We start from the raw sequence: 14,727 nt of genomic DNA on the forward strand, positions 1-14,727 counted from the left end.
TCATCAGAGGCGGCACAATATGGCGAAATATTTTTCCATCGGTGAGATGGCAAAGCTCCATAAAATCAGCATTCAGACACTGCGTTACTATGAGCAGCTGGGGCTGTTCCGCCCGGTGTATGTCGATCAGGAAAGTAACTACCGCTATTACACTATCGATCAGTTTTCTCAGCTGGATATTATTAAGTATCTGAAATACCTGGGTATGCCGCTGAAAGAGATCAAACACCGCCTGGAAGACAGCGACACACAAATTCTCAGCCTGCTGACCCGGAAAATTTCCGTGGTGGATGAGAAAATCCGCGAGCTGGAGCTGATTAAAAAAGTCCTCTCCACCAAAAAAGAGACACTGGAAAAAGGGATTGATACCGACAGTATCGGCAAAATCACCCGCCGTTATATTCCGCGCCGTCATATTTTATCGATGAATTATGAGCCCGGTCTGAGCTTTGAGGAGACCATGGAGTTCTCACGGCGGCACATTGCCAATATCCTCGAGGAAAACATTTCTATTTTCTACGGCGGCGTCAGTGGTCTGGTCTCCCGCGAAGAATTTCTGGCCACACAGCAGGTGCATTATCTGAACAGTTTTGTGATTGTCGAGCGCGACCTGTTTAATCCGCAGGTGCAGGACAAAATTACAGAAATTCCCGACGGTGAATTTATCTGCCTGATGTATCAGGGGTCTTACAGCGAAAATACGGCAGCATTTAAAGCGCTGACGGATTATGCGGAATACAAACGCATTCCGGTGGATGACATGATGTATGAAATCCCGGTGATTGACCCGCTTTCCACCAATGATGAGCGCCAGTTGCTGACAGAAATTCAGATCAAAGTGAAACGGCGTGAAATTGATACCCGCTGCCTGGTGTAAAACTCTCCCTCTGCTATAGGTATTAATGCTTTCAATACAGAAACAGGCTGACATTGTTCAGCTTGTTTTGCTTCTATTCACCGTATAATTACCCGTTTTGTGATGTGCATCTACTATCTCTGAATTGACTCTATAGTAGCTGGAGAGTCTATAGTTATCCACATTACAGCAATGGTTAAAAAGGTCGTTACCGCCACACTATTACCCCCGCTGATCCTGAATCAGCAACCCGAACTCACTAATGATAATAAATGATGACATGCGGATCAGAGTGCTGATCTCATGAGGAGTCTGTTGTGCAAAAAAATACTGATTATGATTTGGAAACCAAACTGATCCACCAGGGTCATTCACCGGATCCGGCCACCGGCGCGCTGGCCAGTCCTATCTACCAGACCGCCACATTTGCGGCGCATTCTGTGGAGCATTTTGAAGAATTGTGCCGGACATGGGGCTATGTCTACAGCCGCGAGTGCAACCCGAACCTGACTGAACTGGAGAGCAAACTGGCGATGCTGGAAGGGGCGGACAGTGCGATTGTCAGCGCATCCGGCATGGGGGCGATTGCCTCAACCCTGCTGTCACTGGTGAAAACCGGCGATCATATTGTCAGCGCGGACGGGATCTTCTCCCACACCCGATTGCTGATGACAGAACTGCTGGCGAAATTCGGCGTGGAAATCACCTTCACTGATGCCACGGTCAGTGACAATATCCGCGCTGCCATGAAACCGGCGACAAAACTCGTGTATGTGGAAAGCCCGCTTAATCCGTCTCTGGAGCTGGTGGATATCCGCGCGGTGGCAGACATTGCCCATCATAACAAAAGCCTGCTGATTGTTGACAGCACCTTCTGTACGCCGATCCTGCAACGCCCGCTGGAGCTGGGTGCGGATCTGGTGGTTCACAGCCTGACCAAGTTTATGAACGGTCACGGTGATACCCTGGGCGGTGCGGTTATCGGCTCCCGCGAGCTGATCGAACTGATCAAATGGCCGGGATTATGCTGCTTTACCGGCGCGGCACTGGCACCAAACAATGCCTGGATGATTATGCGCGGGATGAAAACCCTCGATATGCGCATGAAAAAACACTGCGAAAACGGCCTGGCACTGGCGGAATTCCTGACATCTCAGAGCGAAATCGAAGAAGTCCGCTACCCGGCACTGAAAAACCATCCGCATTATGAACTGTGTCAGTCACAGATGAACGGCCTCGGCGGCGGTATTGTCTCTTTCCGTCTGAAAGAGGACATTCACGGCCTGACCCGCGACCAGGTGAGCCGCAAATTTGTGAACTCCCTGAAACTGACCACCATTGCCACCAGTCTGGGTGAAGAGCACACCCTGGTCCAGATGAACGGCGAAAACCTGATCCGTATTGCTGTCGGACTTGAATCAGCAAAAGACATTATTGCGGATTTCCGCCAGGCCCTGGATGCAGTTCACGGCTGATAAAAAGAGATAATAATTATGGCAAATCACATGGCAAATCAATCCCGCGTCAGACGGATGCTGATTCTGTTTCTGCTGGCATTCGGTACCACCGCAATGTACAGCCTGCCTTACCTGAAGTCTTCGTTCTATGATCCGATGCAGCAGGCGCTGGGGCTGACACACATTGAGATCGGTAACCTGCTCAGTCTGTATGGCCTGATCGGTATGTTTTCCTACTTTTTCGGCGGCTGGTTTGCGGATCGTTTTTCACTGCGCAACCTGATCACCTTCTCGCTGATCGCCTCCGGGTCACTGGGATTCTGGTTTGCGACCTTCCCGTCGTATAACACGATCCTGCTGATCCACATTCTGTGGGGTGTCACGACGATCCTGACATTCTTCGCCGCATCGATCAAAGTGGTGCGGATGCAGGGTACGGAGAAAGAGCAGGGGCGGATCTTCGGGTTTTACGAAGGACTCTCCGGCGTATCCGGCACACTGATCTCGTTCACCGGTCTCTATTTCTTCGGCAAATTTGCCGAGGCGGCAATCGGCTTCCGTTACGTCGTCTGGCTTTACTCCGGCGCTTCTGTGATCTGCGGCGTGCTGCTGTTCTTCCTGATCGCGCACCGCAGCAGTACCACTGACAGCGGCGAACCGGAAGAAAAAACCACATTCCGTTCGCTGATGAGTGTGGTGAGCATGCCGAAGGCGTGGCTGATCGGGCTGATTATTTTCTCCACTTATGTGGTGTTCTCCAGCCTGACGTATCTCAGCCCGTATCTGTCACAGGTATATGTGGTACCAATTACCCTGGTGACGGCGCTGTCAATTATCCGCACCTATGTGATCAAAATGGTGGCCTCTCCGGTGGCGGGGATCGTGACGGATAAAGTCGGATCATCTATCAGTGTGATGTTTGTCGGCTTTATCATCATGGCCGTGAACTGTGCTCTGTTCCTCGTGATCCCGAAAGGTAACGCCTTTATGTGGTTTGCGGTGGTGAATATGGTGGTACTGAGTGCGTTACTGTTTGCCTTCCGCGGTATCTATTTTGCCTCTGTTGCAGAATCGAAAATCCCGATGAAAACCACCGGCGCGGTGGTGGGTTTTGCCTCCTTTATCGGCTTTTCCCCGGACGCGTTCTATTATTCCGTTGCCGGCTACTGGCTGGATAAATACGGCGAAACCGGCTACAGCTATATCTTTATGCTTTCGGTCGCCTGTGCGCTGCTGGGTGTGGTGGCAACCTTCCTGCTGCGTCAGATCAACCGCCGGGAAGCGGCGGGCGGCGGAATGACACTCTCCCCGTCAGTCTGAAAATACAGAAAGCCCCCCGAAACGGGGGGCTTTGCACAAAAAGCGTCCTGCTGATTAATAGCGGTATTCCACGCCCAGCCAGAAGTTACGGCCTTCTTCCATATAGCCGTTGGTGTACTCGTAGGATTTATCAAACAGGTTATTAACGGAGGCATTGGCGGAAATGCCGTAACCGAAGTCATAATCCACGCGCAGGCCGGTAAGAGCATAACCGGCCACTTTGTCATTATTGTCGTTATACTGATAGCTCCAGGCACGGAACTCTTCGGACAGGGTGATCGACAGCGGCTCTATCGGTGTGACTTTCACCCAGGCATACATTTTATGCTTCGGCAGCCCTTCAGCATGATCAACATCTTTCGGATCACTGTGGATGTAGCTGTAGTTGATCCCGGTTTTCAGCCAGTCACTGACTTCGCCTTTCACGCCCAGATCCAGCCCGGTGTAATCCACACGGCCACTGTTCTGGTTCTGGAAGTAGCGGTCACCGTTTTTAATCACTGTGTGCGCGAGGATCGCATCATCCACTCGGTTGTGATAGATGCTGGCCTGGTAGCCCCATTTATCGGTGATATTCCCTTCATAGGTTAAATCGAAGGTCAGTGCGCGTTCGGCTTTCAGGTTCGGGTTAATGATACCCAGCGAACCGTCTTTTGGTTTTTCAGTGGTATAGCGCTCTTTCTGTGTCGGGAAGCGGCTGCGGTCAGACACGGAGAACCGCACGTTGTCCTGGTTGGCGAACGTGTATTTTGACATCACTTCCCAGTTAAACGCGTGCTGATCATTATCATCCGCACCTTTATCCGCCTGACGGCTTTCGCGCCAGTCATAGCCGATGGCACCGATAAAATCGAGATCAGACGTGGCCGCCCACTGGTATTCGGTGGCGACAGAATAAGTGCGATCTTTGTAACGCAGAATATCCCCGTTACGCTGTTTCTGTGCGCGGTGAACGTCATCTTTCCAGTGCGCGGAGAATGACAGCAGATCACGTTCACGCATGTCGATCCCTAACTGGAGAGAGGCACCGTTGCTGAAATCATCGTAATAGCTGTAATCGTACCCTTTGCCGTCTTTTTTATACATCAGCAGGGTATTTTCAAACTTGTCATGGAACAGGCGGCCCTGGAGGTTTACGCCGTCTGTCAGCTGAGTGGTGCTGTTGAAATAGTAGCTCTCTTTGTTGTAATCCGGCCATTCCCACCAGCTGTATTTGCCTTTGCCCGGCACCGCAGACGGCGAACTGTCTTTGCTGCCATCCTGCTTCAGATAGGTAAAGACATACTGATCGGTTTCACGCGGGGTCCAGCCCACTTTCACCATGCCGCGTTTATCATCGGATGAGGAGTGCGCACGGCGGCCGTTGCTGCCAGCCAGGGCATTGTCATCATCGGAGCCCGGCAGGCCGAGGAAACGCTGTTTGTACTGGCTGCCGCTGACTTGGATAAACCCGGGGTCGCTGCGTGCGCCGACACGGGCGCTGGTGTTATAGGCATTATCCGCGCCGCGTGCGAAGCCCTGGCTGAATGATACGTTGGCCTCAAACGGTTTTTTCGGGGTGGCGGTGGTGAGGTTGATTGCACCGCCCATCAGGTTCGGGCCCTGTAACAGCGAGGTATAACCTTTGCTCACCTCAATACTTTCCAGTTCGCTGGCCATAAAGCGGCCGAGGTCAAGGTTGCCGTCATACGGGACATAAGTCGGGATCCCGTCGAAGAACACCGGCACCTGGCGGCTGTCAAAACCACGGACTTTAACGGTCAGCTCATTACGATTGCCGGATTTTTCGAGAACCACACCCGGCATGGTGCTGATGGCTGTCGCCGCATTGGTTTTGTTCAGCGACTGCATCTGCGGCTGTGTGATGACATCCGGATTGGAGGCCACCGGGCTGCCCCAGACGGTCAGAATATCTGCGCTTTCTGCCTGTACCGCAGGCGCGGTTGCCAGCAGAATAGCTGAGCAGAGTAGAGTTCGTTTCATTGTTATTTTTCCTGTTACCGATATGTATTTATTTATATAACGACTTGCAAAACAAAAGGATAAAACGGCCGGTTCAGTGACCTGACCGGTTTATCCCTTAACTCACTATAAGGTTGTGCGGTTTTCCGTCAGCGCGGATATAACCGGACTTTAATATCCGCCGGGGACGCATAATACGGCGCGGACGTGACAAACAGCTTCACGCCGGTATCCGCATACTGTCCGATGGTCTCTGCATTCAGCCCGCCTGCAGCAGACAGTGTGCAGTCCGGTGCCAGCACCGCCGCGTCTTTGACGAGACGGCGGATATCATCAGGACTGAATTTATCCAGTTGCAGCACATCAGGGCGGCCTTTCAGCGCCTGATAAGCTTCATCCGGATTGTCCGCTTCGGCAATAATGGTCTTTTCCGGGGCTTCACGGCGCAATGTTGCAATCGCTGCACACCAGTTTTCCGGCTCTGCCAGGAAACGGCGGTGATTGGCAAACAGCAGAATAGTTTCCGCGCAGCCCTGACGGTGAATAATGCCTTTCCCGGCCAGTACAGCAGCGGTTGCCAGCAGCTTGGTACCGGGGATATTTTTACGGGTGCAGGCCAGCTGTGCGTCCGGCTGATACTGACGAAGGGTATCCACCATGCAGCGGGTCATCTGTGTCACGCCGCTGCTCCACTCAATCACATTCTGGACAATCTTCCAGCCCTGATGCAGTGCTTCCGCACGACCGGTTGCGGTCAGCAGCAGAGCGCCTACTTCCGTATGATCGCCGTCATTAGCGTGTAATTGTGTCTGTAATCCGAGTTTTTCCAGTAACTTCTGACCCAATGTCAGCCCGCTGACATAACCGGCCTGCTTGCGGGAAAAGTGCATTTCCCCGCTCTGTGCGCCGATGCCGAGTGCGCGGGTGGTGAGATCACCGTAATGGATGTCCTCCAGCAGGAGGCTGTCCAGAAAGGCATCACTGTAGTAGATCACTTCTGACCTCCCGGCAGCAGCAGGGCGGATTCCGGTACCACACTCCAGGAAACCATGGCCCAGTCGCGGGTGGCCGGCACCACCGGCAGGCCGTCAGCCGCCTGCTGGTCGTAATAGCGGCGCAGCAGTGTCATTTCATGGTCATCAAGCTGTCCCAGCGACCAGATCACACCTTCGGCAAACTGCTCAAAGGTCATATTGTCGCGGCTCTGGCAGTTCGGACTGCGGATAAATTCCACATCCGGATGAATGCCGAGCTGGTTGAGAATATTCACCGCGTAAATATAAGTCGGCAGTGTGACCGGTGTGCGGCCGATGGCGCGGATCACGCGGATATCGACAAATGTCGGGCTGACAGTGTGGGTGGTGTAAACCCGCAGCCGCGCGTGACGGTTCAGTTTCAGCAGCGCGGCCTGTAAATCCATCACCAGGGTGGAGCGGGAAGCCACAGCGATATCGCACGGCGGCAGGGCTGACCAGTCATCTTCCCAGGCGCAGTGACGGAAGGTGACGTGTGAGCAGCCCTGAGTCTCAGCCCGCTGACGCGCGACTTTCAGCATCCCTTCGCTGTAATCAATACCGGTGACCTGCTCAAAGCTGTCTGCCAGCTGCAACGCGACAGAGCCCGGCCCGCAGCCGACATCCAGCAGGGTTTTCGCGCCGGTGGTATCGACAATCTCTTTAAAGCGGATCAGGTACGGATCGGCGGGATTCGCACAGTTTTGTGCCATTTTCTCCGCACGTTTGTCCCAGTGTTCCGGATCTTTGCGGGTACGTTCGGCCTGTGCGAGATGGGCGCGGTAGAGTTGTGCGAAATCGATATCATCAATAGTCATGAGCATCCCTTATAAGCTGGCTGCGCGAAGTGGGCAGCAATATGTTCTGGTGTCACATGATAGAGTGCCGCCAGGGTTTCCGGTGTGAGCAGCGCGGCAGGTTTATCCTGGCAGGCGGGGCTGTCTTTGCTGAGCATCACAATGCTGTCTGCCACGGCGGCCGCATGCTGCGGGTGGTGGGTGGACATCAGCACGGTGATCCCTCTCTCACGTAACTGTTCGATTTTATTCAGTAATTTTATCTGATTGCCGAAATCGAGGCTGGCCGCCGGTTCATCCATAATCAGCAGCCCCGGCTGTTGTACAAGGGCGCGGGCAATCAGTACCAGCTGTTTTTCCCCGCCGCTCAGGCAGGAATAGGAGCGCTGTGCCAGATGGGCGATCCCCATATGATCCAGTTCCTGCTCTGCCATCTGCCGTTCAGCGCGTCCCGGGGCGGCAAACAGGGAGAGATGGGCACTGCGTCCGAGTGCGACCATATCCGCCACCCGGAAAGAAAACGGCATATTGTGCGCCTGCGGCACATAGGCAACGCGGCGGGCGAGTGCGGCGGCACTCCAGTCACGCAGCGGTGTGTTATCAATGCGGATCTCCCCGGCCTTTGGTGGTAACAGGCCGAGCAGGGTTTTCATCAGCGTGGTTTTGCCGCAGCCGTTGGCACCGAGCAGACAGATAATTTCTCCCTGATGTAATTGCAGATTTATGTCAGTGAGTATTAACTTCTCTCCGTAGCCGACCGCCAGGCCGCGGGTGGTCAGGACATCGCTCATCCGTTCCTCCGGGTCTGCAACAGCAGAAAAATAAAGAAAGGTGCGCCGACCGCAGATGTCAGAATGCCGAGCGGCAGTTCAATCGGGGCAATGGTGCGTGCCAGTGTGTCTGTCAGCAGCAGCATGATGGCGCCGATCAGCAGTGACACCGGCAACTGGTGGCTGAAGTTAGCACCCACTAACAAGCGGGTGATATGCGGGATAATCAGCCCGAGCCAGCCGATAATTCCCGCGACAGAGACCGCACTTGCGGTGATCAGGGTGGCGGAGGCAATAAAAATCAGCCGCGTCACGGTGACATTCAACCCGAGTGCGCGGGCTTCTTCATCACTCAGGCTGAGCAGATTCATACGCCAGCGCAGCAACAGAAGCGGCACCATCCCGGCGAAAATCAGCGGGGCGGTGGTTTTAATATCATCCGGTGAAATCGCGGACAGGCCGCCGAGCAGCCAGAAGGTCATGGCGGGCAGTTGGGTATAGGGATCGGCCAGAATTTTCATCAGGGAAATGGCCGAGCCGCACAGGGCGCTGACAGCGATCCCGACCAGCACCAGCGCCAGTACCGGATCATGCTGACGCGCCAGCCGGGCGACAGAATAGACCAGGGCAACCACACACAGCCCGCCGGTGAAGGCGAACAGCTGGATAGTGAGCATTGACTGACCTGCAAAAATTCCGAGGATCGCACCAACCCCGGCACCTGCGGAAACACCCAGAATATCCGGTGAAACCAGCGGGTTACGGAACATGCCCTGATACGCCGCCCCGGCTATCGCCAGTCCGCCGCCGATAATCAGTGCGGCGGCAATGCGCGGCAGACGGATTTGCCAGAAGACCGTCATATCGCGGCTCAGTGCCGGATCATCCGCGCCGCTGTTGCCGGTGATTTTTGCCTGGATCACATCCCACAGCTGCTGTGGAGTCAGTGAGAACTTACCAACATTCAGAGCAATGCCGGTGACCAGCACCAGCAGCACAAGCAGTAACAGGGTTTTGGCGGAGGTGGTCATCGGGCGGATAACAGACTGTTAATCTGTGCCTCCGATAGCGGAGAGTGATAGAACAAACTGAAAAACAAACCGGTGTCTGCTTTCAGATCGGTACTCTCCGGCTCAAACTGTGCCTGAAGGCGGCGCAGTCCTAAAAGCCGGTTCAGCCCCGGCGGGCTGTCGAGCCAGCCGAACGGCAGCCCGGCATAGTAAAATACCTGCTTATTCTTCACTGCATCCAGGCTCTGCCAGACCTCACCCTGCATAATGGCATCATACGTCACGGCATCCTGGGCGATAATAAAATCCGGGTTCCACTGCAGTAACTGTTCGAAAGAGACTTCCGCCAGTCCCTGCATATCCGGGACATCCGCGACATTCTCAAACCCCAGTAATTCCGGGGCTTCGCTGTGAATCGAACCACGCAGACCGGTTTGCAGGCCTTTCGCGCCGCGAGCCAGATAAAAACGGCGTTTGTGTGTCTGACGATCAGCAAAAGCAGCAGCATCCAGCAGCCATTTCTCCGCCAGCTGTGCCTGTTGTTCCGTGCGTTCTGCTTCCCCCAGCAATGCACCGGCCTGACGCAGCAGATCCGGGGTTTGTGTCAGATTGCCGGATAACAGAATATACGGAATACCGGTCTGGCGGCTGAAACGGGCGGCCTGAGAGCGGTAAGTGTCATCGGTCAGTCCGCTGTCAACAATCACATCCGGTGCCTGCGCCAGCAGGGTTTCAGGGGAAAGGGTACTGCCGCGTCCGGAGAGGCGTCCGGTGACCGGCAGCGCGCGCCAGCGGGGAGCAAAATACGGGTTATTTTTTACCGACAGAGAAGCAAAGCCCGGCAGTTTTTCCGGGGCGACCGCAAACAGCAGCTGATCAGTCGGCGGGCCGCTGCTGACCACACGGTGAATGGCTTCCGGCGGCGGAAGCTGACCATAAATAAAAACCTGAGAGGCGGTTTCCGGTGCGGCAGCGGCTGACAATGCCGGGAAAGTGAACAGCAGTGCGCAGCAGAAAAGAAATCCGGAGCAGAGGCGGTTAAGTGTCATCGTGATCAGTCGTCATTATCGTTATATGTATTGTTATACAGCGGACGTTAGCGCAGAGCATGAGGTGAGTCAATAAAATCAGCGGTAAATAGGGAAGTAAGTCAAAACAAGGTAAAATTCCGGGCGGAATACGGTATAACTACGGCCTCTTTCGGCGGATATAACGACACACAGACCAGTCTGTATTAAGATAAGCACTATGAAGAAAAAACGCCCTTCGTTACAGGACGTGGCTGACCGCGTTGGTGTAACCAAAATGACTATCAGCCGCTTTTTGCGTAACCCTGAACAGGTTTCCGAAAAACTGCGCGGCACGATTGCCCGTACCCTCGATGAACTGGGGTATATCCCGAACCGGGTGCCGGATATTCTATCCAATGCCACCAGCCGGGCTATCGGCGTGCTGCTGCCTTCGCTGACCAACCAGGTGTTTGCGGAAGTGATCCGCGGTATCGAAACCGTGACGGATGCCGCCGGTTATCAGACGATGCTGGCGCACTACGGCTATCAGGCGGAGAAAGAAGAAGATCGCCTGGTCTCCCTGTTGTCTTACAATATTGACGGCCTGATCCTGGCCGAACGCACCCACACCCCGCGCACCCTGAAAATGCTGGCCACCGCCGGGATCCCGGTGGTTGAGCTGATGGACAGCGTCTCCCCTTGCTATGATTCCGCCGTCGGGCTGGATAACATGCGCGCCGCGTATGAAATGACGCAGGCCATGATTGCACGCGGCTGCCGCCGTGTGATTTATCTCGGCGCGCGTCATGACGAACGGACATTCATGCGCCTTCAGGGTTATGTACAGGCCATGCGGGATGCCGGGCTTGAACCGGGTAATGTGATGACGCAGGAAAGCTCTTCGTATTCGCTGGGGGCGAGACAACTGCACCAGGTCAGAGCCGATTATCCGGATGCTGACGGGCTGTTCTGTACCAACGATGACCTTGCTATCGGGGCTGTTTTTGAGTGTCAGCGCCTCGGGATCCGTATTCCGCAGGATCTGGCGGTTGCCGGGTTCCACGGCCATGATGTCGGCCGTGTGATGACCCCGAAACTGGCGAGTGTCCTCACACCTCGTGACCTGATGGGCCGCCGTGCGGCTGAAGTGCTGCTGGCGCGTCTGCGCGGCGAACTGCCGCCTCAGCAGATAGTGGATGTCGGCTTCGAATTATTACCGGGAGAGAGTATTTAACGGCTCCCGGCCCTTCCTGAAGTGACAGGAATTTCATTTGAGATAACTGTCACAATTTGTTCATCCGAAAACAGTGTTTGATTGCATTGTAACCATATCCGTTGGTAATGTTACCGGTAATAGTTACCGGTAACATATCCGGTGATAATGACCGCATAAGAGGAATTGTTATGAGTGATAGCCAAAAACCACATCACGCCTTTGTTTTGATGGGGGTTTCCGGCTGCGGAAAATCCGCTGTGGCTAACGGGGTTGCGACCGGGCTGAATGCGGCCTTTCTGGACGGGGATTACCTGCATCCGCGTGCCAATATCGAAAAAATGGCGGCCGGGCACCCGCTGAATGATGCCGATCGCGAACCGTGGCTGAAAGCCATCAACGACGCGATTTTTGCTATGCAGCGGACCAATGAGCTTTCGGTGATTGTCTGTTCGGCGCTGAAAAAAAGCTACCGCGATATCCTGCGCCGCCAGAACAAAAACCTGTCATTTATCTGGCTGAAAGGGGATTTTGAGCTGATCGAAAGCCGCCTGAAAGCCCGCAAAGGGCATTTCTTCAAACCGGAAATGCTGATCACACAGTTCGATACCTTAGAAGCACCGGACACTGCCGCAGAGCAGGATGTACAGGTGCTGGACATTCAGCCGCCGCTTGAGGATGTGATTGCGGGCGCGGTTCAGATTATCAGACAGGTTTCCGGAGGTCAGTCATGACAACATTAACCCTGGTGTTAACCGCCGCCGGGTCGGTATTACTGCTGCTGTTCCTGGTGATGGTGGCGCGGCTGCATGCGTTCGTGGCACTGATGATTGTGGCTATCGGCGCGGGGCTGTTTTCCGGCATGCCGCTGGAGCAGATCACACAGACCATGCAGAACGGCATGGGCGGCACGCTCGGTTTCCTGGCGATAGTGGTCGCGCTCGGGGCGATGTTCGGCAAAATCCTGCATGAAACCGGCGCACTCGACCAGATAGCTGTCAAACTACTGAATTCCTTCGGTGAAAAACGGGCGCATTACGCGCTGGGGATCGCCGGGCTTATCTGCGCTCTGCCGCTGTTCTTTGATGTGGCGATTGTCCTGCTGATCGGTGTGGTCTTCGCTGTTGCCCGTCGTACCGGCGGTAACGTGGTGCGCCTGGCTATCCCGCTGTTTGCCGGTGTGGCGGCGGCTGCCTGCTTCCTGCTGCCGGGACCGACCCCGATGCTGCTGGCAGACCAGATGAATGCAGACTTCGGCTGGATGATCCTGATCGGCCTGTGTGCGGCGATTCCGGGTATGATCCTGGCAGGACCGCTGTTTGGTAACTTTATCAGTAAATTTGTCACCCTGGAGCTGCCGGAAGATCTGACTGAACCGGCTCTCGGACAACACAAGATGCCATCGTTTGGCCTGAGCCTGGCGCTGGTACTGTTCCCGCTGGTACTGGTCGGTCTGAAAACCATTGCTGCGCCGATGGTGGATCCGGATTCAAAACTGCACGCCTGGCTGGTGTTTATCGGACACCCGTTCCTGGCGATCCTGATTGCCTGTCTGGTGGCGATTTACGGCCTGGCAATCCGCCGTGGCATGAGCCGCAATAAAGTCATGGAAATCTGTTCTGCTGCTATTCAGCCAGCCGGGATTATCCTGCTGGTGACCGGTGCCGGCGGTGTGTTCAAACAGGTGCTGGTGGATTCCGGCGTAGGTCCGGCACTGGGTGAATCACTGATTGGTGCGGGGCTGCCGATTGCTGCTGCCTGTTTTGTCCTCTCTGCCGCCGTCCGTGTGATCCAGGGCTCTGCAACCGTTGCCTGTCTGACCACCGTCGGTCTGGTACTGCCGGTTATCGGTGAACTGGGCTATTCCGGCGCACAGCTGGCGGCTCTGTCTGTTTGTATCGCGGGCGGCTCTATTGTGCTGAGCCACGTGAACGACTCCGGTTTCTGGCTGTTCGGTAAATTTACCGGTGCCACCGAAGCACAGACCCTGAAGACCTGGACACTGATGGAAACCATCCTGGGAACCACCGGGGCGCTTGTCGGTATGCTGTTCTTCGCCTTCCTGTAACACTTCTGTTTTCACTCTCCGGCAGCGGGTTATTAAAATCCGCTGCCGTTTTTATCACTCCCCGCCGTCTGCATAAAGCCTCCGTTTTCTCCGCCGATAGTTAATGTGTCCCCGGCGGCAATCTGCGCTATTTCCCTGAGTTGTGTTATCTGTCTTAACCGGAATTAACATGCTGAATATAATGAAAAAATGGTTTTTTCTGCAAAAGAAACAGTCCGCAATCCCCGGGGAAGTGCCGGCGGTTTTTCCGGAACCGGCAACGCGAGCGGTGATGGCAGACAGTGATGAACAGCAGTGCGTTCACGGTGAAATTTTGTGCCGGCATTTGCTGGAGGGTATGGCGGTGATAGAAATTATCCGCAATTCTCTGCTGGATTCCGGCACCCGGCTTGCCGGGGAGCAGGGCACTCTGGATGAAATCGCGCTGCATAACAGTGAAACACGCCGCTACATGCAGGAGTTGTGCAGTGTGCTGGATGATATCAGTGAGCACGCGGATAAAGGGCTTGATTACACACAAAAGCTGATCTCAGTGCTGGGGCAGATTAATCAGAACATTAATAATATCGAACGCCTGGCCAACCAGACGAACCTGCTGGCGGTTAACTCAGCGATTGAAGCTTCCCATGTCGGCAGCCGGGGGGCCGGGTTTTCGGTCATCGCCCGGGAAATAAAACAATTATCCGGCGAAATTCAGAACGAAGCCATCAATATCACCGCTTTTACCGGCAAAATAAAGTCACATGCCAACTCGATTTATACGGATGCGGAAGATAACCAGAAGCTGGTGAGCTGTATCCGTAATATTGCGGTTCAGACGGACGAACGCTTACAGAGTATGATCACCATTTCTTCGCGGATGGAGGCGATCATCCGGTTTGTGGCGGTGCAGCAATTTCTCAATACCGTCAAACTGGATCATGTTATCTGGAAAGGGGATATCTACCGCCGCCTGCTGGACGGAAACGCTGATTTATCGGTTAATGACCACACACAGTGCCGTCTCGGCAAATGGTATTACGCGGACGAAGGACAGCGGTTTACCGGCCATGATGCCTACCGGAAACTGGAAAGGCCGCACCGGCTGGTACATCTTTCCGGGCGCCTGGCGCTGGAAGCCCGGGCGAAGGGCTCACTTCATGATGAAGAACTGCATTTGTCGGCAATGGAAGATGCCAGCCGCGAAGTGATTGAAAACATCGATGATCTGCTGATATCGATCAGTTACTGAAAGAAAAACCCCCGGAATCC

General features: G+C 54.6%; 13 protein-coding genes. 7 read left to right on the forward strand and 6 right to left on the reverse strand.

Features of this window, described 5'->3' with window-relative positions:
- The first annotated feature begins 19 nt into the window (after positions 1-19).
- From GN208_RS12575 to GN208_RS12585, 3 genes are all read left to right on the forward strand, one after another.
- Positions 20-877: a MerR family transcriptional regulator gene (locus tag GN208_RS12575; protein ID WP_243828418.1), complete on the forward strand. Its 858-nt coding sequence runs from the start codon at positions 20-22 to the stop codon at positions 875-877.
- A gap of 296 nt (positions 878-1,173) precedes the next feature.
- A complete protein-coding gene (locus GN208_RS12580) occupies positions 1,174-2,331 on the forward strand; it encodes an aminotransferase class I/II-fold pyridoxal phosphate-dependent enzyme (protein WP_015422273.1) in 1,158 nt (385 codons plus the stop codon).
- A gap of 30 nt (positions 2,332-2,361) precedes the next feature.
- A complete protein-coding gene (locus GN208_RS12585; protein ID WP_004234837.1) occupies positions 2,362-3,633 on the forward strand; it encodes an MFS transporter in 1,272 nt (423 codons plus the stop codon).
- Positions 3,634-3,687: 54 nt separating this feature from the next.
- Here the strand turns inward: GN208_RS12585 and GN208_RS12590 are convergent, their stop codons facing one another.
- From GN208_RS12590 to GN208_RS12615, 6 genes are all read right to left on the reverse strand, one after another.
- Positions 3,688-5,616, reverse strand: a complete 1,929-nt coding sequence (locus tag GN208_RS12590; protein WP_004234838.1) for a TonB-dependent receptor — start codon at positions 5,614-5,616, stop codon at positions 3,688-3,690.
- A 128-nt stretch (positions 5,617-5,744) separates the two neighbouring features.
- Positions 5,745-6,590, reverse strand: a complete 846-nt coding sequence (gene modD, locus GN208_RS12595; protein WP_015422271.1) for a ModD protein — start codon at positions 6,588-6,590, stop codon at positions 5,745-5,747.
- On the reverse strand, positions 6,587-7,426 hold the full coding sequence (locus GN208_RS12600; protein ID WP_004234842.1) for a class I SAM-dependent methyltransferase: 840 nt from the start codon (positions 7,424-7,426) through the stop codon (positions 6,587-6,589). Before GN208_RS12600 ends, modD begins: the two co-directional genes overlap by 4 nt.
- On the reverse strand, positions 7,423-8,196 hold the full coding sequence (locus tag GN208_RS12605) for an ABC transporter ATP-binding protein (RefSeq protein ID WP_004234844.1): 774 nt from the start codon (positions 8,194-8,196) through the stop codon (positions 7,423-7,425). Before GN208_RS12605 ends, GN208_RS12600 begins: the two co-directional genes overlap by 4 nt.
- Positions 8,193-9,206, reverse strand: coding sequence for an iron ABC transporter permease (locus GN208_RS12610; protein WP_004234845.1), 1,014 nt, complete (start codon positions 9,204-9,206; stop codon positions 8,193-8,195). Before GN208_RS12610 ends, GN208_RS12605 begins: the two co-directional genes overlap by 4 nt.
- Entirely contained in the window at positions 9,203-10,234 is a 1,032-nt protein-coding gene (locus tag GN208_RS12615) for an ABC transporter substrate-binding protein (protein ID WP_004234847.1), read from the reverse strand. The genes GN208_RS12610 and GN208_RS12615 overlap by 4 nt, the downstream gene beginning before the upstream one ends.
- 199 nt (positions 10,235-10,433) lie before the next feature.
- Between GN208_RS12615 and gntR the strand changes: the two genes are divergently transcribed.
- From gntR to GN208_RS12635, 4 genes are all read left to right on the forward strand, one after another.
- Positions 10,434-11,429, forward strand: coding sequence for a gluconate operon transcriptional repressor GntR (gene gntR / locus GN208_RS12620; protein ID WP_004234848.1), 996 nt, complete (start codon positions 10,434-10,436; stop codon positions 11,427-11,429).
- 170 nt (positions 11,430-11,599) lie between these two features.
- Complete coding sequence (gene gntK / locus GN208_RS12625) at positions 11,600-12,142, forward strand: gluconokinase (protein ID WP_004241234.1); 543 nt, start codon at positions 11,600-11,602, stop codon at positions 12,140-12,142.
- Positions 12,139-13,476 carry a gluconate transporter gene (gntU, locus tag GN208_RS12630; RefSeq protein ID WP_004234850.1) on the forward strand — a complete coding sequence of 446 codons (1,338 nt, stop codon included), beginning with the start codon at positions 12,139-12,141 and terminating at the stop codon, positions 13,474-13,476. The genes gntK and gntU overlap by 4 nt, the downstream gene beginning before the upstream one ends.
- 169 nt (positions 13,477-13,645) lie before the next feature.
- The gene (locus tag GN208_RS12635) at positions 13,646-14,707 is read left to right on the forward strand and encodes a methyl-accepting chemotaxis protein (protein WP_004234851.1); all 1,062 of its coding nucleotides are present in this window, start codon (positions 13,646-13,648) and stop codon (positions 14,705-14,707) included.
- Positions 14,708-14,727: the final 20 nt, after the last annotated feature.

It is taken from the genome of Morganella sp. HSTU-ASny43 (assembly GCF_022819185.1).
Taxonomy (GTDB): Bacteria; Pseudomonadota; Gammaproteobacteria; order Enterobacterales; family Enterobacteriaceae; genus Morganella; species Morganella morganii.